Source organism: Arenibacter sp. S6351L (assembly GCF_023016025.1).
GTDB classification, from domain to species: domain Bacteria; phylum Bacteroidota; class Bacteroidia; order Flavobacteriales; family Flavobacteriaceae; genus Arenibacter; species Arenibacter algicola_B.
The window spans coordinates 296,652-317,433 of the sequence record NZ_JALKBB010000001.1; the positions used below are offsets into that span (position 1 = coordinate 296,652).

Annotated in this window: 13 protein-coding genes; 10 read left to right on the plus strand and 3 right to left on the minus strand. The window is 41.0% G+C overall.

The window, feature by feature from the left end; genetic code table 11:
* The first annotated feature begins 7 nt into the window (after positions 1-7).
* The 7 genes from MWU82_RS01220 to MWU82_RS01250 all read left to right on the plus strand — a co-directional run bounded on the left by MWU82_RS01220 (position 8) and on the right by MWU82_RS01250 (position 11,582).
* The gene (locus tag MWU82_RS01220; RefSeq protein WP_247094936.1) at positions 8-1,789 is read left to right on the plus strand and encodes a RagB/SusD family nutrient uptake outer membrane protein; all 1,782 of its coding nucleotides are present in this window, start codon (positions 8-10) and stop codon (positions 1,787-1,789) included.
* Between the two features lie 448 nt (positions 1,790-2,237).
* On the plus strand, positions 2,238-3,818 hold the full coding sequence (locus MWU82_RS01225) for an arylsulfatase (protein WP_247094937.1): 1,581 nt from the start codon (positions 2,238-2,240) through the stop codon (positions 3,816-3,818).
* A gap of 29 nt (positions 3,819-3,847) precedes the next feature.
* A complete protein-coding gene (locus MWU82_RS01230) occupies positions 3,848-5,437 on the plus strand; it encodes a sulfatase (protein ID WP_247094938.1) in 1,590 nt (529 codons plus the stop codon).
* A gap of 22 nt (positions 5,438-5,459) precedes the next feature.
* Complete coding sequence (locus MWU82_RS01235; protein WP_247094939.1) at positions 5,460-7,376, plus strand: glycoside hydrolase family 97 protein; 1,917 nt, start codon at positions 5,460-5,462, stop codon at positions 7,374-7,376.
* A 67-nt stretch (positions 7,377-7,443) separates the two neighbouring features.
* Positions 7,444-9,036 (plus strand): alpha-L-fucosidase, encoded by a 1,593-nt coding sequence (locus MWU82_RS01240; protein ID WP_247094940.1) that lies wholly within the window; start codon positions 7,444-7,446, stop codon positions 9,034-9,036.
* The gene (locus MWU82_RS01245) at positions 9,023-10,516 is read left to right on the plus strand and encodes a sulfatase (RefSeq protein WP_247094941.1); all 1,494 of its coding nucleotides are present in this window, start codon (positions 9,023-9,025) and stop codon (positions 10,514-10,516) included. The genes MWU82_RS01240 and MWU82_RS01245 overlap by 14 nt, the downstream gene beginning before the upstream one ends.
* Positions 10,517-10,586: 70 nt before the next feature.
* A complete protein-coding gene (locus tag MWU82_RS01250) occupies positions 10,587-11,582 on the plus strand; it encodes a family 43 glycosylhydrolase (protein WP_215947773.1) in 996 nt (331 codons plus the stop codon).
* A 145-nt stretch (positions 11,583-11,727) separates the two neighbouring features.
* On the opposite strand, the gene MWU82_RS01255 is transcribed toward MWU82_RS01250, so the two are convergent.
* On the minus strand, positions 11,728-14,100 hold the full coding sequence (locus tag MWU82_RS01255; protein ID WP_247094942.1) for an outer membrane beta-barrel family protein: 2,373 nt from the start codon (positions 14,098-14,100) through the stop codon (positions 11,728-11,730).
* Between the two features lie 206 nt (positions 14,101-14,306).
* Between MWU82_RS01255 and MWU82_RS01260 the strand changes: the two genes are divergently transcribed.
* From MWU82_RS01260 to MWU82_RS01270, 3 genes are all read left to right on the plus strand, one after another.
* Positions 14,307-15,323 (plus strand): histidine kinase, encoded by a 1,017-nt coding sequence (locus MWU82_RS01260; RefSeq protein ID WP_247094943.1) that lies wholly within the window; start codon positions 14,307-14,309, stop codon positions 15,321-15,323.
* Complete coding sequence (locus MWU82_RS01265; RefSeq protein WP_215947775.1) at positions 15,320-16,027, plus strand: LytTR family DNA-binding domain-containing protein; 708 nt, start codon at positions 15,320-15,322, stop codon at positions 16,025-16,027. The genes MWU82_RS01260 and MWU82_RS01265 overlap by 4 nt, the downstream gene beginning before the upstream one ends.
* A 287-nt stretch (positions 16,028-16,314) precedes the next feature.
* Entirely contained in the window at positions 16,315-17,352 is a 1,038-nt protein-coding gene (locus tag MWU82_RS01270; RefSeq protein WP_215947776.1) for a LacI family DNA-binding transcriptional regulator, read from the plus strand.
* Positions 17,353-17,414: 62 nt separating this feature from the next.
* On the opposite strand, the gene MWU82_RS01275 is transcribed toward MWU82_RS01270, so the two are convergent.
* Positions 17,415-19,025 carry an altronate dehydratase family protein gene (locus MWU82_RS01275; RefSeq protein ID WP_247094944.1) on the minus strand — a complete coding sequence of 537 codons (1,611 nt, stop codon included), beginning with the start codon at positions 19,023-19,025 and terminating at the stop codon, positions 17,415-17,417.
* Positions 19,026-19,059: 34 nt separating this feature from the next.
* A complete protein-coding gene (locus MWU82_RS01280; RefSeq protein WP_247094945.1) occupies positions 19,060-20,505 on the minus strand; it encodes a tagaturonate reductase in 1,446 nt (481 codons plus the stop codon).
* Positions 20,506-20,782: the final 277 nt, after the last annotated feature.

The following is a 20,782-nucleotide window of genomic DNA, read 5'->3' on the forward strand; positions in this document are numbered from 1 at the left end:
ATAAAAAATGAGAAAAATAAAGATTTTAGTTATAGTTTCCTTGTTGGCCAATATGGCATGTCAAGACCCTTTGGATGCAACAAGATTGGATGTAATCTCAGCAAATGTGGTATGGGATGATGCTAATTTAGTTGATGCCTATATGGCCGATGTATTCAATAGAATAGATGTGGTGTACCAACCAGAGTATGGTAGAGTAAATAATGAGCTTTATGCGGAAACCAGTCTTGGGGCTGAAGGTCGATTTAGGGGTCCTGCGAACGGTTATTCAGATGTAGGCGGTAGTGTTAATGGCAGCAATACAGATCATGTCATGGCTTATTGGAGATGGCAGCTAATGCGTGTTGTTAACGAGGCCATAGCACGATTATCTGATGAAAATAGCGGTTTAACCACGGAATATCGTGAACAGCGTTTGGGACAGGCATTTTTTTCTAGGGCGATAATGTATTTTCAAATGGTAAAACGTTATGGTGGTGTGCCTATTATTTTAGAAATACAAGATGTAAGTTTAGACCCAGAGTTACTTAAAGTCCCAAGAAGTACGGAAAAAGAAACATACGATCAAGTATTAAGTGATTTCAATAAAGCAATAGCCTTATTGGAAGATAAGCCATTGGGTGGTTGGGAGCCAAATCTTGACGCTGCTATTGCATTTAAAAGCCGTGCTGCTTTATATGCGGGCAGTATCGCAGAGTTTGATGACTTACTTCCTATGAAAAAGGATGGTTTAGTTGGCATTAGCGCTTCTAACGCAGACAACTATTATACTCAATCCTTGGAAGCTTCAAAACTTTTAATGCCAGCACCTTTTGGTACGGGCACTTACCAGTTAAGACCTGGCGCTACATCATCTGAATATCGTCAAATATTTGACGATATTGGAAGTGCTAATGATACTGAGAGTATAATGTTTCAGCAGTTTAGCGGGCAAGGAGGAATCACCAATAGTTTGGATACGCATACTTTGCCTAGGGCACTCCCTGACCATGCTAACTGGGGAGCAGCTGAAAATGTATATTTTGAAACTATTACTTGGTTTGATTATAAAGATGGTACTGAAGGAGAACAATTACCTGATGGATCAGGAACTTTAGAAGACAATATAGGGCCAAATACATTTTATGACCTGAAAGAATTATTTGATGCTAGAGATCCACGGTTTAAAGCTTCAATTGGTTATCCGGGAATGGTTTACGCTGGGGCACCTGCATATTTTCATGAAGCAGTTACAGATCCTGCGGCTGCCTCTGCTGCTGGAGTGCCTACATCGTCTCCACGTCAAAACCGAATTCAATCGGCGTTAGCAGCCTATAAACTAGCAAACACAGCAACACCTGTCGTAGCTTCTGTTCAAAGTAATAACCCGCTTATGATAATGAGACTGGCAGAGATTTATTTAAATTATGCTGAAGCCGCTTTTGCTTTAGGACAAACTGATAATGCTTTGGATGCGGTAAATGCAATTAGAGAAAGAGTTGGTATGCCATTGTTAAGTACGATAACCTTTGACGATATAGTGAATGAACGTAAGTTGGAATTAGCATTTGAAAGACATAGGTATTGGGATTTAAAGCGATGGAGAATAGCTAGTGATTTTTTAAATCAACAATATACTGGTGTTCAATTTACATGGGATGTTGCAGCTGATACGTACTCCATTACAAGAAAAACGAGTACGGAATCTGTAGTGCGTCTATTTAAGCCACAAGATTATTATTTGCCTATTCCAGTAGATGATATTGAAAATAACGATGTTCTGATCCAGAATCCTGGATTTGAGCTTTAGTATATTCCTTATGATTTAGATTCGAAATCTTGCATCCAAAAAAACCAAGACAATTTGTTTTGATGATATGTATGCCTGAACCTATTAAAATCCGAGGTACAATTAACGTGTTATAAATTAGTAGTTTTATTTTTTAAAGGGCAGATTTTTGATCTGTCCTTTTTTTCCACTAATTCCTTTTGCTATTCCTATGGCCGTCTGGCTTCGGCATTACCTAGGTAGTGTTAGGTGTTTTTTCATATAGCAGGATTTTTTAATGTCATGAATATTTTAACTATTAAGCCTTTAAAATCATTCGTTCATGCAAAAAAAGTACCACAAGAGGTGCTTTTACTAGTGGCAGTATCAATATCCTTTGTCTAATTTTAAAAAATTTAAAAATGATTTTTTTAGAAAAAGTCTAGGGATTCCTAAAAGCAAATTAAACAACATCTAAAGTATTTCACTTATGAAAAAAGTATTCAATTTTATTACAATACTGTTCGTTTTCTCCCAACTCTCCGTCCATGCCCAAAGGAATAAAGCAACGACAGAAAAAAGAGCAGCCCAAAACCCCAATATCATCTACATCCTTGCAGATGACCTGGGTTATGGCGATGTTAAAGCTTTTAACCCCGAAGGTAAAATTGCCACCCCAAACTTGGACGCTATGGCGGCCAATGGGGTTAAGTTTACCGATGCCCATACTTCATCGGCGGTATGTTCTCCAACTCGCTACGGCATATTGACTGGGCGATATAATTGGAGAACCTCCTTGAAGAGCTTTGTGCTAAGCGGTTATTCAAAATCCTTGATAAAACAAGAACGTACCACCATTGCCGAAATGCTTAAAACACAGGGCTACAATACAGCCTACGTAGGCAAATGGCACTTGGGCTGGGACTGGGATATTCAGGATAAGAATCCCAACTTAGAGCATAATAAACTTAATGCAAACCCAGAGGTGAACTTTGCCTCTCCCGTTAAAAATGGCCCAGCTACCCATGGGTTCGACTATTCCTTTGGTTTTTGTGGCTCCCTTGATATGGCGCCCTATGTATATGTGGAGAACGATATGCCTACTATGGTGCCGACCAAGACCACCGTATCGGTCGATGAAAAAGGCATTTGGAGAAAAGGACCTACTTCAGACGATTTTGTTCATGCTACCGTGCTTCAGGATCTGACGGACAAGGCCGTTAAATATATCGATGAAAAGGCCAAGGGCAAATCCCCGTTCTTCTTATATTTCCCATTGCCCGCACCACACACACCCATTTTACCAACCACGGAATTTTTGGGCAAGAGCAATACCAATATGTACGGCGATTTTGTAATGCAGGTAGATGATGTGGTAGGCCAAATAAGGGCCGCCCTTAAAAAACAGGGCATATCCGAAAATACTCTCTTGGTGTTTACCAGTGACAATGGCTGTTCTCCAAAGGCCGATTTTGAAGAGCTTGCCAAAGTAGACCATGATCCCAGCTATGCTTTTAGGGGAACCAAAGCCGATATCTTTGAAGGAGGGCATCATGTACCTTTTATAGTAGAATGGCCTAATAAGGCTCCAAAAAATACAAGTACGGACAAAATTATCTGTACCACCGATTTTTTTGCCACTTGCGCAGAATTGACGGGGTATAAAATTAAAGATACCGAGGCGGAGGATAGTTATAGTATGCTGTCTCTTATACAAGGGAAAAAGGATGAGGAAATACGTGAATATACCGTACATCATTCCATAAATGGATCTTTTGCCATCAGACAGGGCTCTTGGAAGTTGAGTATTTGTCCCGGTTCCGGAGGTTGGAGCTACCCAAGGCCACAGGATATAAAACAAGAGAAACTGGATTTGCCCGCTATGCAGCTATACAATTTGGCGGCCGATATTGGGGAAACAAAAAATTTGATAGCCCAATTCCCGGAGAAGGCGGCAGAGCTTAAGTCGGCCCTAAAAAAAATCATTCTCGATGGGAGGAGTACGCTTGGAGCCAAACAGGAAAATGATGGTATGGAAGGTTGGGAGCAAATAGAAGGTATTATAAATTAAATTTTCAACTATTCAAACTACACAAGTCCATGCGAAGGTTTTATATATCCATTCTCTCCTTTCTTTTGGTATTCACTGTTTCCTGTCAAAAACAGGAAAGTAAGGGTCAACCCAATATTGTTTTCATCCTTGCCGATGATTTGGGCTATACAGACCTGAGTTGTATGGGCAGTACCTACTATGAAACACCCAACATAGACAGGATAGCAGATCAAGGAACTATTTTTACCAATGGGTATGCCGCCAGTAGGGTCTGTAGTCCCTCACGGGCAAGTATAATGTCCGGTAAATTTACTGCTAGACACGATATTACGGTACATATTGGGTCCCCTTCCGGTGAAGCTTGGCGAAAAAGGAATCGCTTTACAAAACTGCTTCCTGCAGAATATACCCATAACCTGCCCAAGGAGTATATTACCATGCCCGAAGCGTTGAAACAGCACGGTTATAAAACTTTTTTTGCCGGAAAATGGCATTTGGGGGACAAGGGTTCCTGGCCCGAAGATCATGGATTTGATATCAACGTAGGCGGCTGGACGTCCGGAGGGCCAAGGGGAGGTTATTTTTCTCCCTATGAAAATCCGAATTTGGAAAACCTGAAGGATGGGGAGAACCTCTCGCATCGCCTTGCCAAGGAAACGGTGAAATTCATTCAAGAAAATAATCCTCAGAAAACCGGAAAACCCTTTTTTGCCTATCTTTCCTTTTATGCAGTGCATTCGCCCATTCAGACCACTCAGGAAAAATGGAAGAAATACCGGGACAAGGCAGTGCAACAAGGAGTGGCGGAAAGCGCCTATAGCATGGGAAAATTTTTGCCCATTCACCAGGTGCAGGACAACCCAATTTATGCTGGCTTGGTAGAGCAAATGGATGAGGCTGTTGGGCAGGTGCTTTCAGCACTCGAAGAGTTGGGGCTTGAGGAAAATACCATTATTGTGTTTACGTCCGACAATGGAGGGGTGGCAGCGGGGGATAATTTTTCTACCACTAACAAACCCTTGCGGGCTGGTAAGGGATACCAGTTTGAGGGCGGTATAAGGGAACCCTATTTTATCAAAATTCCCGGTCTCTCCAAGGGAGGTGATAGAATTGACTATCCCGTTTCCGGAACAGATTTTTATCCCACATTCTTGGAGTTGGCAGGTGCACAACAGCTTCCAAAACAACATAGTGATGGCATTAGCCTTCTCCCTTTGTTTAAAGGGGAATCATTGGCCGAGCGTGCCCTTATCTGGCACTTCCCGCACTACGGTAACCAAGGGGGGGAACCTTCTTCCATTATTCGTAGGGGCAACTGGAAACTTATTCATTACTATGAGGATGGAAGAAAAGAACTCTATAACCTGTCTAAAGACCTTGGTGAGACAACGGATGTTGCGGCGGACTATCCTGATAAGGTACAAGAGCTGAATAAGGAGTTGTTCGACTATCTAAAAGAGGTGGGGGCCAAATACGCAAAGCCCGATCCTGAATATTCAGAAGAAAAGGCCAGGGAGTTTTTGCACAAAATGGAATATGAAAAGATGCCTGCACTGGAAAAACAACGGATGGAAATGTTATCCAATGATTTTGATCCCAACAACAACTGGTGGGGCAGTATGGTGACCAAAGATTAAAAATGTATAAATTAAAATTATAATGATAGTGCGAAGAATGTTCTTTTTTATTGCCTTGCTGACAGCGTTGGTATCTTGCCAAAAATCCCTGGATAATATCAACCTTACTTCTCCAGATGGTAATCGTTCTATAGAGATACAACTTGTTGATAATAAGTTGAATTATCAGGTTGGCTCTCAAGGTGTAGAACTTGTCGGGACTTCGGAATTGGAAATAGTACCAAACGCGAAGGTGACTATCTTGAATGCCACAGAAATTGAAAAAGACGATAGCTGGAATCCTGTTTGGGGGCAGCAAAGCAGCATCCGTGACCATTATAAAGAACTTCAATTGGATCTAAATATCGATGGAGTAGAGGGAAAATTGTTGGCCAGGGCGTATAATGAAGGAGTTGCTTTTAGATTTGTCCTCAACGAAGGCGAGAAACCAAAGGAGGCCATTTTTAAATGCACTTACAATTTGCCCAACGGAAGTAATTATTTTACACCAGCAGGCGAAAGTGAACCATTGGGCCCCGTGGATTATAAAGGACTCACCGATTATTTACAGGACAAAGGTCCTAAAAAGAAAAAAATTAGTGTGCCTTTAGTGGTTGAATCTACAGACCAATCCTTTATGGCATTATTGGAGTCGGATCTTTATGTGGCCAATGGTATGGATCCCATGCATCTTGATGTTGGGGGGATGGAAGGAAAAATTGCATCAATTAACAAAGTAGTATTAAGTGAAAAGGAATGGACCAGTCCTTGGCGGGTAATTCTTTTTGGGAAATCGGCTGGCGACCTTGTGGTGAACACAGTGCCCATCAATTTGGCAAGTCCGTCCAAACTTGATAATACGGATTGGATAAAGCCCGGAAAGACCTTGTGGGATTGGCGGGTTCATGGTTACACCGCTCCTGATGGGTTTGTGTATGGCATTAATACCGAAAGCTATTTCCGTTTCATCGACTTTGCCGCTGAAAAGGGAATCGACTATTTTCTTATCGATGATTCCTGGTATAAGGAGGTAACCAAAGGGCATTTTGAGCTTTCTGATAAACTGGACCTGAAAAAGGTAATCGATTATGCCGCGGAAAAGGAGGTAGATCTAATGTTGTATTATGACAGGAGGCATGGAGAATATGGGGATGATGAACTTTTTCCTTATTACCAGTCTTTGGGAATGAAAGGCATCAAATACGGATTTATGGGCAGTAATGTGGATTTTACCAGGGAGGCCATTCAGAAAAGTGCAGCAAGTGAGTTGCTGATCGATTTCCATGACAGTCCGGTACCTTTTACAGGAATACGACGTACCTACCCTAATGCCATTACTCGGGAATACTGCCATGCCCAGCAAGATTCACGTAGGGCCTTTACCCCCGAGTCGTTCATTAAAATGGCACTGATAAACGCCATCACCGGTCCTTTGGATATGAACAACGGCAATTTTGATCTAACGGGGATCAACAGTGGGCTACGACAAAAAGGCCCACGGGAAACAAATACTTATTTTTCAACCGTGACCTCCGAAGCAGCTAGAACGCTTATCATTTTCAGTGGTTTGGTCTGTATCCCAGATGCCCCGGAAGCGTATGAAGCCAAGGCCGATCTTTTCGAATTTATTCAAAAATTGCCTGTTGGGAAATGGGACGAGAGCAAGATCCTGCATTCCAAAATAGGCGAATATATTACAACGGCAAGGCGCCACGGTAAAGAATGGTTTATTGGAAGCGTTTATAACCAACAGGGAGGAACTCTGGACATTGATCTCGACTTTTTGGAGGCCGATAAAGAATACGATATCACCTTTTATGAAGACACTAGTGAAACCCATTGTAAGACCAATCCAGAAGCTTACCAGGTTAGGAACGGCAAAGTTAAAAAAGGAGATGTTATTAAGGCCGTAATGGCACCGGGAGGCGGACATTGTATGTGGATACGGCCAACAAAATAAACATCCTTTTAAAGATAGTAGGTCAAGATTTTGAAACCGCGTATAAGTAAATCCAAATAGATAAAAAATGAGAATTAAAAATTCAATCTTATTTGCCATTACAACATTATTATTGGTGTCCTGCAATTCAGAAAAAAAGAAAGAAACTACTGTAAAATTACCTTATGACGGTAGTTGGGAATCCCTTCAAAAAATGCCAGTACCCGATTGGTTCAATGACGGGAAAATAGGAATCTTTATTCATTGGGGGCCATACAGTGTTATCGGTCACCGTAAAGAAGGAAGAGGGTATGCAGAACACGTTCCTAAACTTATATACGAAGATTCAACATATTATTATAACTATTTAAGAGAGCGTTGGGGTGCCGCACCTCCGGAGTTTGGTTACAAGGATATTATTCCCGAGTTTAAAGCTGAAAATTGGAATCCTGACGACTGGGCTAAACTCTTTGCCGAGGTCGGTGCAAAATACGTGGTATTAACAGCAGAGCATCATGACGGCTGGGCCAACTGGGATTCGGACCTTACGCCTTGGAATGCCATGGACATGGGGCCCAAAAGGGATATCGTAGGTGATTTGGGAAAAGCGGTTAAGAAACAAGGTTTAAAATATGCTCCATCCTATCATAGGGAAAGACATACCAGCTTTTTTACCACCGAAAAGTACGTGGTAGACGCAGAGGCACGGCCAGATATCCTTGAGGAAATTAAGCGTGTTCCGGAGGCGGAATCACTCTATGGACCGTTTGGTTTCAGTAAAGAGGCCGTGGATGAATATGTAGCTCGGTGGAAAGAAATTCAGGAGAAATACCAACCCGACTTTTTATGGATAGACGATATTCCTATTTTTACCAGGGATGGGAACGATACTCGAAAAAACCCCCAGGAATTTAAGCCAGTAATCCAATATCTCTATGACCAGTGTCGTCTTATGATCACCGATTTTATGAATAATGGAGTGGAAAGGGGGCAGGAAGTCTATGTTAACAACAAGGGAGGCAATAGAAACTGGCCCGATGGGGTAGGCTGTTTGGAAAAGGACAACCTTAAACTGGACGTAATTGGCCCAAAATGGCAGAGCTGTACCACCTTTGGTACCTCCTTTGGATATTTGGAAAACGACACTTACAAGACCGTAGAAGACGTTATTAAGGAGATGGTAGAGGTAATTTCCAGAAATGGTAACTTTTTGGTAAATATCGGACCCAAGGCTGATGGCACTATTCCAGAGGAGCAATTGGAGCGACTGAACGAAATGGGTAGGTGGCTGGAAATAAATGGGGAGGCCATTTATGGAACCCGCTATTGGAAGGTAAATGAACAGGAAAAGGGAAATCTTGCTTTTACTACCAAGGGAACAAAGCTCTTTGCAATTGCATTGGAAAAACCAGTGAATTCTATAGTTATTGAAGCTACCAAAGGATGGGCAGAGAATGAAGTGAAGTCGGTTAAACTTCTAGGATCCGAGGCTGAGGTTAAATGGAGCATAACGTCTGAAGGCTTGGAGATTATATGCCCTGCAGACTTGGGAAAAAGTAAATATGCCTGGTCCTTTGAAATAGCAACAAATAGTGTACAACACGCTCCCAATGCCATACAAACGGATGCGAATAAGGCGTTGAAAGGGACCAAAAAGGTAGATTTGGATGGGAATCATTAAAAAGGCGATAGCGGTCGTTCTCGGTTGTTGGATACTGTCTTCCTGTAAGTCAGAAAAAAGGCCGAACATTATTTTCATCATGGCAGATGACCTAGGGTGGCAAGATGTGGGCTTTATGGGGAGTAATTGGTTTGAAACCCCCAATCTGGATCAGCTGGCAGGGGAAAGCCTTGTCTTTAGCAATGCCTATATGTACCCCACCTGTTCCCCTTCACGGGCAGCTTTGTTAACGGGTAAACAGTCGTTTAGGACGGGAATATACAATGTGCCGGTACTGGAGAAAGGGGATAACCAACACAATATATTTTCGCGTTGGACGGTTGACCTGGAACATACCATGTATTCAGAACCTTTAAAAAATGCAGGTTACCGATCCATCCACCTGGGAAAATGGCATGTGGTAGGTCCCAATCCAGAAGAGGAAACAGATTATCCATTTGAAAAACCCTTAAAGCAACCTGCCAACGGAAACTTGGATTGGTTGGCAGACCACTTATCCATCGATATTCAAAAATACTATCCTTTGGGAAAGGGGTTTCATGAGAACGTAGGAGGCACCTGGTGGGGCGATCCTGCCCGCGGGTATACGGAAGGCTATAAATCTAAAAGCGGTGGTTATAAGGCCCCTTTCAAGAATCCTTTTATTGGGGACAGGGACAATGATGAATGGTTGACCGACCGGTTGACCGATGAGGCCATCAATTTTATTGAACGCAATAAACAGCAACCCTTTTTGGTGAACCTTCACTATTATGCACCACATCGCCCTACAGTGCCAAGAAACAAGGAGTCGTTTCAGAAATTTATGGATAAAGCGGCTGATTCCATAACAGGTCAAGGAGAAAATAACCGTGAAGAAATTGCCGGCTACGCCACAATGATAGCCTCTATAGATGAAAATGTGGAGCGCATTTTTGATTATTTGGATCAGGAGGGGTTGAGGGAAAATACCATAGTGATATTCACTTCCGATAACGGATTTAACGGTTTGCAGAGCGGCACAAATACCTTGCGCGGTGCCAAAGGAACTATTTACGAAGGCGGCATACGGGTACCTGCTTTTGTAAATTGGAAAGGTTATGTTGAGGCCGGGGTTTCAGAAACCCCGATATGCGGAATGGACTATTTTCCCACATTTTTAGAGTTGGCCCAGGTGAAGGGTTATGAGGGAAAACTTGATGGGGAAAGTTTGCTGCCTTTGTTGAAAAAAGCTGCATTTAAAGAGCGGGCGCTATTTTGGCATGTGGCAAGTACCTATAAAAATCCGCCCTGTTCCATAATCAGAAAGGACAAATGGAAGCTGATCCAGTATTTAAACGATGGTAAGGTAGAATTGTACAACTTGGAAAAAGATTTAAAGGAAGCTCATAATTTGGCGGAAAATAATCCTGAAATAGCTTCCCAATTGTTGAATGAACTAATAACTTGGCGAAAAAACAATAAAGTGCCGCTTCCGCCGGCGTCCGTACTACCATTTTAAAGAAAAATTCATAACAAGAAAACTTATGCAAAAATCAGTTAAAAAACCCCTGAATGTAATAAATGTTTGTATGGCATTATCAATACTATTTTTGACAAGCTGTAAATCCAAAATCGAGGAGAAACCAAAAGAAGTAGAAGAAGTTGCAAGTCAATCACAGGCAGCGACTACCACATTTACCTATCAGGAGATTCCGGGCATAGGAATAGACAGTCTGTACAACAGACGGGACAATAGTGATGTTATAAATGTAGGGGACACCTATTATGTGTGGTATTCTCGAATGGATAGACCAACAACGGCAGGGTATTGGGCAACCATTTGGTATGCTACCTCAAAGGATGAGGGGCGTACCTGGGAGGAGCAGGGCATGGCCTTGGATGTTGGACAGCAGGGCGAATTTGACAGCCACTCTGTTTTTACCCCCAATATATTGGCCCATAAGGGAAAATATTATTTGTATTACACGGGTGTAAAACCTACCCCAGGTAATGCAAAAAAGGAGTTTGAAAATAATTCAACGAACGACTTTACCGCCATTGGCCTGGCAGTTGCCGATAGCCCGGAAGGTCCTTTCGTTAGGGTCAAAAACAATCCGATTTTGGAAGTTAGTGAGGTACCCGAGGATTTTGATAGTTACCGGATAGATGATGCCAGTTTGTTGGTAAAGGATGATAAAATTTGGTTGTATTACAAGGGTCGCTCTATTGTTCATGGAAAAAAAGGGCCCGGGCTCACAAAAATGGGGGTCGCTTTGGCCGACCAACCAGAGGGACCTTATAAAAAGCACCCCGAACCCTTGATCGATAGAGGACATGAAGTATTGATCTGGAACCAAAATGGTGGGATTGCTTCCCTGGCATCACTGAGTAAATCCATACATTGGGCCAAGGATGGAATTAACTTTTCCCCAATAGAAGAAAATCTAAAGAAAATTCCAATAGCTCCAGGCCTTTATCGCCCACATTTGGAGGATGGCAACCAGGTCAAAGAAATTCCGGGATGGGGTATTTCCCTTAAGGGCAAAAAAGGAGTCGTCTACCTAGAGCGTTTCGAAATGGAGTAATAGGGATAGGGCTCCCACTAAAAATTGGTTAGTGCTCATTGGGAACTGGGGCATTATACCAAATTAGTTCCTGACGATCCAAACAAAAAAATCCAACCTATTCAACTAGGTTGGATTTTTTTGTTAGCCCATACGAGGACTTTGTTTACCTTCTACGTTGTCCGGAATACTGCATGGCCTCTCCCTTACCGAAGCCATAGCTAAAGCCAAGGGCCACAAATGTGCCTCTTTGACGGCGATTGTAAACCTCGTAATTGGCCTGGGCAATTTGGCTCTCGTCCACCCTAGAGGCGAATAGGTCCCTTACGCTTAAATTGAGGACGGCCTTGCCTTTCATTATATTTTTTCGAAGCCCCATATCCATAAACAGCATATCACTAACGTCACTTTGTACCGTTTGGTAACTGGACTGATAGTTGCCTGTCATTTCCAAATCGAAATCGGAAGGAAGTTTAATTTTTGTCATTAATTTGGAAGTCCATTGTTGGTTGCTAAAATCGAAAACCGTGGTCTCGAAGATGCCATCCCTTTGAAATTGATTATAATTAAAATCCCCGTTCAAGGTTAGCCATTTGGCAGGACTATACTTCGCATTGAATTCTATTCCAGTAGCTTTATTGGTTCCAATATTCTCTGGCTTGGTGGTGCTAACGTTGTTTTCGAAGGTAGTAATACGCTCTATTACGTCTGTGGTATAGCGGTGGTACACCCCAAAATTTATACTGGCAGGACCTAAAAGGTAAATACTGGTAATTTCATAGGAATCGGTAAATTCGGGCTGTAGGTCGGGATTACCCTGGCGTACGCTATAATTGTTTCGGATATTGAAAAAGGGATTCAAATCCCACATTCTTGGTCGGTAAATACGTTTGGAGTAACCAGCTTGAACGGAAACCTTGTCGCTAAATTTATAGGAGCTGTGAAGACTGGGAAAAAAATTACCGTAGTTTTGATCGTTAGTCGAGCTTGTAGTAACAAGCAAGGTATTCTGATCGGTCTGTTCCAAGCGTAAGCCTCCCTTTATGCCCCATTTTTTTCCTTCATATGAACCGGTACCGTATAGGCCTAGCACTTTTTGATCGAATTCAAAGACGTTGGTCAGACCGGGGTCGTTAACAAAGGCACCGTCGGTGAAATTATTTACCTCATAATCATTGCTTACGTCGTTCATGACATATTGCGCCCCTGTTTCCAAGGTCCACTCGTCAGTTATAGGATTGGTATAATCCAGTTTAAAGGTAAATATAGCTTCTTTAAAATCTGTTCTAGTCTGCTGTCTGCTATCATTGTCATCCCCGGAAATGGTGGTATTCAAGAATTCGGAGGATTGGTCCTTCCCAAAGAAATTTCCTAAGCCACTAAAAAGCAGGGTATGGTCCTCATGGTTCTCGAAATCCTTTTTATACTGTAGTTCATACTGAAATTTAGGATTTTTTGCGTCTGTAACTTCGGTTCGCTCCCATTCTGAGCTAATGGTATTGTTGGAGTCTAAGGCCACAAAACTGGTGTTGGAGGGTTGTTCCTCTATTTCCATGGCAAAGTTGCCTGAGAGAGTTAGTACGTTGTTGTCATTAATGTGATAATCGGTTCCAAGGACTATATTATAATAGGTTTCATTTCGGTACTCGGTACCATTACTAAGAATGGTGGTGTTGTTTTCCAAATCTACGTTTCTGGTTTCAAGGTCGTTGGGCATATCCCTAAGGCCTATTCCCAATTGCGTGAACAGGTTAAAATTCTCTGTTCTTCTGTTTAGGCTTACCCCAACACTATGGCTATCAGGCGCCCCAGTATTCACCGAGATGGAGCCATTGAGTCCTTTGCGCTCCTCCTTTTTTAAAACGATATTGATTATACCTGAAGTCCCTTCGGCATCATATTTGGCTGAAGGGTTGGTCATTACCTCAATCTTTTCAATCATATCTGCCGTAATAGTTCCCAGGGCATTTCCTTCTTCACTAGCAATGATGGATGGCTTTCCGTTGATGAGAATCTGAACTCCCTGGCTCCCCCTCAGACTAATGCGACCTTCAATGTTAACGTTAACGGATGGAACATTGTTTAAAACTTCCAAGGCACTTGCCCCAGTAGTACTAAGATCTTTGCCTACGTTGAATACTCGTTTGTCCAATTTAAATTCGGTACGTGAAACCTCGCCCTGTACCACTACTTCCTGTAGTTGTTCTGCATCCTCTGTAAGGGCAACCTTCCCTAAATCTATAGTTTTACCCTGTGTTGGTGGCGGTCCAAATGTTTTGGTCCGGAAACCTAGAAAACTTACCTCTATATAATAGTCGGACGCATCGGTCTCCAAGCTAAAACTGCCATCATCCATAGTGGTAGTGCCATCTATTGGTTTTTTGGTTTCGTTATCGCCGACCATTACCGTTGCATAGGCAATAGGCTGTCCGCTGGATTCCTCCACCACAGTTCCCTTTATGGTTACCTGTGCCATGGCAACAGGGCAATAGAGTATGAATGAAGTAGCGATTAACAATTGTACCAAAATTTTTTTCATGGCTTCCTTTATTAATTTTAATTGTAAGAATTACAAAGATTCATTTTTTTACCGAGATGAGAGGGGTATTTTCTGTGAACGACAAAAGTATTCCATTGAACGACAGCGGGTAGTTTTTATGTAGGGCATACGCCGTTTGGGGGTTTAATTTTGCCGTTGACGTAGCACTATTTTTTGAAATGGGAGCAATAGCTTAGATTTGGATTATGAAAAAAGCCATGATTTCCAGGAAGGAACTGTTCTTTCAAGTCGTGCTCCATATCCTGGTGCTGCTTTTCTATTCCTTCGACAAGAACAATCCGGGGATTACCTTTGCCCAACTGGTTTTCTTTTTGGTCTATACCGTTTTTGCCGCTTTTATTACCTACTTCCTAATGCCCAGATTTTTATACCGAAAAAAATATTGGCAGTTTTTGGGATTGGTGGTTTTGGTGTTGTTTGGTGTGATTTGGGCCGAAGAGCTTTTGGAACTGGTTTTTTATCCAGGAACCAAAAGAGCAAGAATTGTTCCTGGGATTTATTATGCCGTTTTCGATGTTTTGCCGGTAATTGGAATTTTGTCGGGATTTAAGTTTGCTTGGGATGCCATAAGTTCCCAAAGTGAAGTAGAAAAGTTAAAAATGTCGGCACAGGAAAATGAACTACAATTTTTAAAATCGCAGATTAACCCACATTTTTTGTTCAATAATTTGAACAATCTTTACTCATACGCCATTGATAATTCCCCTAAGACACCTACCATTATTTTGGAACTATCCTCGGTATTGCGGTATATGTTGTACGATTGCAAGGAGAAGTATGTGCCGCTATCCAAGGAAATAGAACACTTAAAAAACTATACCCAATTAAGTGAATTGCAGATTGAAAATAGGGGAACCGTAGATTTTAAAACAGATATTATAGGGTCCGGATACCGAATTGCGCCGCTAATATTGACCGTATTTGTGGAAAATTCCTTTAAGCACAGTACCGCTAGTCAATCAGAAGATATTTTTATCAGCGTAGATATCCAAGTATCTGAAAATGGCCTATTACAATTTGAATGCTCCAATTCCTTTCGGCGTGAAACCAATACTGACGATCTTTCCCATGGCATAGGTCTTCAGAACGTTAAAAAGCGTCTAGGGCTTATTTATCCTGGAGCCCATAGTTTATCAATTGAGGAAACAGATACCACGTATTCTGTTAAGTTGAACATTGATCTTAATAAGGGAAGCGCATGATCCGTTGCATAATCATAGAGGACCAACCGCCCGCACAGCGTGTACTACAAAAGTATATAGGTGAAATGAAGAGTTTGGAGCTCAAGGCTACTTTCGCGGATGCCCTCAAGGCCATGGATTATCTAAAAGCGGAAGAGGTAGACCTTATTTTTTTGGATATCCATTTGCCCAAGATTTCGGGAATGGATTTTTTAAAGACTTTGAACAAGAAACCTCATGTGATATTAACCACGGCCTTTTCAGAATACGCACTTGAAAGTTATGAATATCAAGTGACGGATTACCTGTTAAAACCATTTTCTTTTGAACGCTTCGTAATGGCCGTTTCCAAAGTTCCTGCACCTAATTTACAAAGATCTACCGCGGAAAGGGATTTGGAAAGGAAGACAGTTCCAGAGGTGATTTTTATAAAGTCGGGCTACGAGCATCTTAAAATTGCAGTTGCAGATATTTTTTATATCCAATCCGAAGCGGACTATACCGAAATTTTCACCACTGAAAAAAAACATCTGACCTCCCATTCCTTAAGGTATTGGTTGCAGACCCTACCATTGGACCAGTTTGCCCAGGTACATAAATCCTATATCGTGAATACACGGCAAATTGTGAAGGTATCTGGAAAGCGTATCATTTTTGACAAGGAAACGTATGTACCTATTGGGCGCGCCTTTAAGGAAGATTTTGTAGAAAAGTACTTGAAGTAAGGGTTAAGGATAGACAATTGTACCTAAAGCTCCTTAATCATGGCTCCCAAATTACACCTTCAGCTTAAATTGCAATCGATTACAATCTAATGGTTAAAATAGTATATCTTGCCAAGGTTATACCTAAACGCTCTTTAAAAGGAAGGCCTTGTCCAATAGAAGACGGGAAAAGGAATGCGCACCTATTGCATTTATTTCCTTTAATTTTATGCCTGTTTAGGACTAAGTTTGTTCCCAATTAATAGCTGACAATAGTGATATTGTTTAAGAACCAAGTTAGATAATTCATGAAAAAGAAAACGACCATATACGACATAGCGACAAAACTTGGTCTCACTGCTGCAACCGTTTCCAGGGCCCTGAACAACAATACCAAAATAAGTGTAAATACTCGCAAGCTGGTTCTGGAGACTGCCTTGGAAATGAATTATGAGCAGAACAAGTTGGCTTTGGCCCTTAAAAGCGGTAAGAGTTATAATGTAGGCGTTATTGTTCCAAGGATAGATAGTAATTTCTTTTCATCGGTTATACGTGGTATTGAAGAAGAATTGTACCCTAAGGGTTACCACGTAATAATCTGTCAGACCCACAACCAGGAACATATAGAAAACGAAAAAATAAATTCGCTTGTAAATGTGCAGGTGGATGGCATATTAATGTCTATTTCCAATGCCAATCTGGAAGAAAATAAGGGGTTTAACAAACTTCTAAAAAATAAAAAAACGCCTTTGGTCTTTTTTGATAGGAAGAAGGATATAAAAGGTATCAGTTCTGTAACCATTGATGATTTTAAAGGTGGTTACGATGCTACCAAACATTTGTTGGACCAAGGTTGTAAGCGTATAGCACACCTATCCAACGATCGGAATTTTGAAATATTTAGGAATAGATATTTAGGTTATAAGCAGGCCTTGGCTGATAATGGAATTGATTTTGATGAAAGCTTGGTTATTGAAACACAGAGTAACGTTCTTGATGGCAGAAGAGCTGCCCGCCATCTTTTGGATATGAAAACTCCACCAGACGCTATATTTTCTTCCAGCGATTTCGCTGCTTTGGGAGCTATTCAGGAAATTAAGGAAAGTGGACTTAATATTCCCGAGGATATTTGCGTAGTAGGTTTTTCCAATGAACCCTTTACCAGATTTATGGAACTTACTACCATTACAACTGTTGATCAATTTCCGCTGGAAATGGGAAGAACCGCCGCTCAGGTTTTTTTGGAAGAAGTAAGCAATACTGAGGACACTAAAATAACCAAAAACGTGGTGTTGACACCCCAACTGATTATTAGAAAATCTTCATTAAAACAGAAAGAAGGTTAAAGAATTATTTAAATTCTTCAACCTTCCATTATTTTATAATTAGGGCAATTGTCTAACAAATATTATAAAGACACTCCTCTACGCCAAGGAATAAAATCATTTTGATTTAATAATTTGGCTTTGGTCTGAATTTTTCCACTGGCCACTTCGATTATAAAGTCCAACATTTCTCCTGCCATTTCTTCAATAGTTTTTTCACCCCGTATTACCGCTCCGGTTTCAATATCAATAATATCGGGCATTCTTTCCATTAGTTCCGTATTGGAAGATACTTTTATAATTGGGGCAATAGGATTTCCTGTTGGTGTTCCCAATCCTGTAGTAAACAGAACTACGTTGGCACCTGAACCTACCATGGCCGTAGTACTTTCCACATCGTTTCCGGGAGTACACAATAGGTTAAGACCGGGTTTGGTAATGTATTCGCCATAGTCCAAAACATCTTGGATAGGAGAGGTGCCTCCTTTCTTGGCAGCTCCTGCAGATTTCATGGCATCGGTAATTAAGCCGTCCTTAATATTTCCTGGCGAAGGGTTCATGTCAAAACCAGAACCTGCGTCTACAACAGATTTTTCGTAGGCCTTCATTAACTTTAGAAACTTCTGGCCCTTATCGTCTTCAACACATCTATTTACCAATTCCTGTTCTACACCACATAGTTCCGGAAATTCTGATAGTATGGCCGTACCATTAAGTGCTGCCAATAAATCTGAAACGGCCCCCAAGGTGGGATTTGCGGATATACCTGAAAATCCATCCGATCCCCCACATTCCAGGCCAACCCGTAATTTGGACAATGGAGCAGGTCTACGTACTGCATTATTGGCCTTTTTAATGGCTTCAAAGGACTCTTTGACAATGGCCGATAACATCTCATCCACCGTACCCATTTGCTGTTGTTCAAATATGAGTACAGGTTTGTTCAAGTTGGGATTTATGGTGTGCAAAGCTTCTTTAAAAACACTTATTTGAAGGTTTTGGCAACCCAAGCTCAATACGGTGGCGCCAGCCACATTTGGGTTATTTACATAGCCTGCCAGTAATTTGGCCAAACTTTCGGAATCTTGCCTTATGCCGCCACAACCCCCTGGGTGGGTTATAAATTTTACATCAATATTGTCAAATACATTACTGGAATTGTTTTCAACGGAAGTTTCTTCCGCAGTGTTGTTCACCAAGGAACGAAGCAACATTTGATGTGGATTCACTTTTTGTTTTAAAAGCTCCTTTTCAAAAACTTCCTTTAAGATTTCGATGTTCCTGTTTTCACAAAAAACCAAGGGGAAAAATAGCCATACATTTTCGGTACCTACCTGTCCGTCTTCACGATGGTACCCTAAGAATGTTCGATCCTTCCACTTCTCCACATTGGGGGCGGTCCAACCTATGGTTTCCGTTTTTCCAAAAACTTTTTCGCTCTGGTGCTTAACATTTTCTGTAGTTAAAACATCTCCTTTTTCTATGACACCATTGGCGCTTCCTACGAGTACACCGTACATAAAGATAAGGTCTCCGGATTCAAATTTTTGCAGGGCAATTTTATGCTTTAATTTGATATCGGATATCACAGTAATTTCCTCACCTTCAAATGATATTACTTCCCCTGCCTTTAAATTAACCAAAGCAACTGCAACGTTGTCCGATGAATTTACCTTTATAATTTTACTTTTCATTTTATCTTCCTCTTATAAGTTTTACTCTAATGGTTTAAAACCTTTTACTGTAATTGGCAAAGCCTACTTCAATACCATTTGCATCAATTTCTTCCAAAGCTAGGGCAACTGCTTCGGTGAGATTTTCCACCTGGGTTAAGTCCTCCCCCCAATACGATGTATTGCTCAAGGTTTTTTTGGCGATATCCAAATAATTATTGGATTTCCAGATTTGTGCAAATGCCTCCACTATGTCAGCACTATCATTTACTGGTAAATCCGCGCCCTTCCAGGTTCCCTTATAAAATCGGATTAAGGCCGCGAAGGCGAAGGTTAGGTTTGTTGGTAATTTTTTGTGGATGTCTATGTATTCCAATAAGCTTGGCAATACCCTCACCTTAAATTTTGAAATTGAATTTAACGCAATACTGGATAAGTTATGAATAATAAACGGATTTCTAAATCGGTCTAAAACCTCTTCCGCAAAGCTGTCCAGCTCTTCTTTTCCCATAGGAAGCGTATGGTTTATTTCATTAAAAATGGCATCATTCACAAACTTGCCGGTAAAGGCGTTATCCACGGTTTGTTTTACCGTTGTATTCCCATATAAAAGGGAAAATGGTACCATTGAGGTATGTGCACCGTTTAATATTCGGACCTTCCTAGTTCTATATGGCTGCATATCCTTTACAATCTTAACGTCCAGATCCGTTTTATGAAAAGGTAATTTTTCTTTAAGCTTATCCTCTCCTTCAATGACCCAAAGTAGAAATGTTTCCGCAGCTACTATTAAATTGTCCTTATAGGATAGTTGGGCATTGTAATCTTCAATTTCATCCTTTGGGTATCCCGGTACTATACGGTCTACCAAGGTGTTATGGAATGTGGAATTTGTGGTAAGCCAGGTTTTAAAGTCTTGGCCCAGTTTCCAGTCATCGGAGTATTTCAATACTATTTCCTTGAGTGTATCAGAATTATAATTGATTAGCTCACAAGGAATTATAGTTAGGCCTTTATTGGCATCGCCTTTAAAATGTTTGAAACGTTCATACAATAGCACCGTTAATTTAGCGGGAAATGAACTTGGTGGCTGCATATCCAATGTGTCTGTGGCAACATAAGCTATACCGGCTTCCGTAGTATTGGAAATAATAAACTGAAGTTCCTCTTCCTTGGCCAAACTTAAGTAGTCCTTGAAATTGCTGTAAGGGTCAATACCTTTTACAATATTGGTAATAAGCTCTTTATGCTGAATTTCCTTACCTTTCTGTATTCCTTTCAAAAACAGGGTATAAAGTCCATCTTGCTCATTAAGCATTTTTACCAAACCTTTTTCAATAGGTTGGACCACCGCAATCCCGGCATCAAAATTAGCTTTCTGATTTAATTTTTGGAAAGCAAAATCCACAAATGCCCTTAAAAAGTTTCCTTCCCCAAATTGTACGATCTTAATTGGTGGGGTCGACTCTAAATTGGTGTTTTTTCTGTTTAATGGTTGCATATTACTTTTTTAAAATGTTATTATGTCTTGAACCGATTATCCTATTGGATGCACTTAAGCTTTTATAATCATATCCATGCAATAATGTAATCGATTGCACAAATGTAGTGGAAATTATTTTATATCCAATTTTTTCCATCTTGGTTCTAATAGTTTTATTTTGATTTAAGGTGATTTGAGCCAAGAAAATAAAAGGTATTTAGCTTGAGGCTCTTCCCAAGTGCCAACTGTCCACAGGACTTGATTGTCGCTCTTGGGTCTTTTCAACACCAGTGTA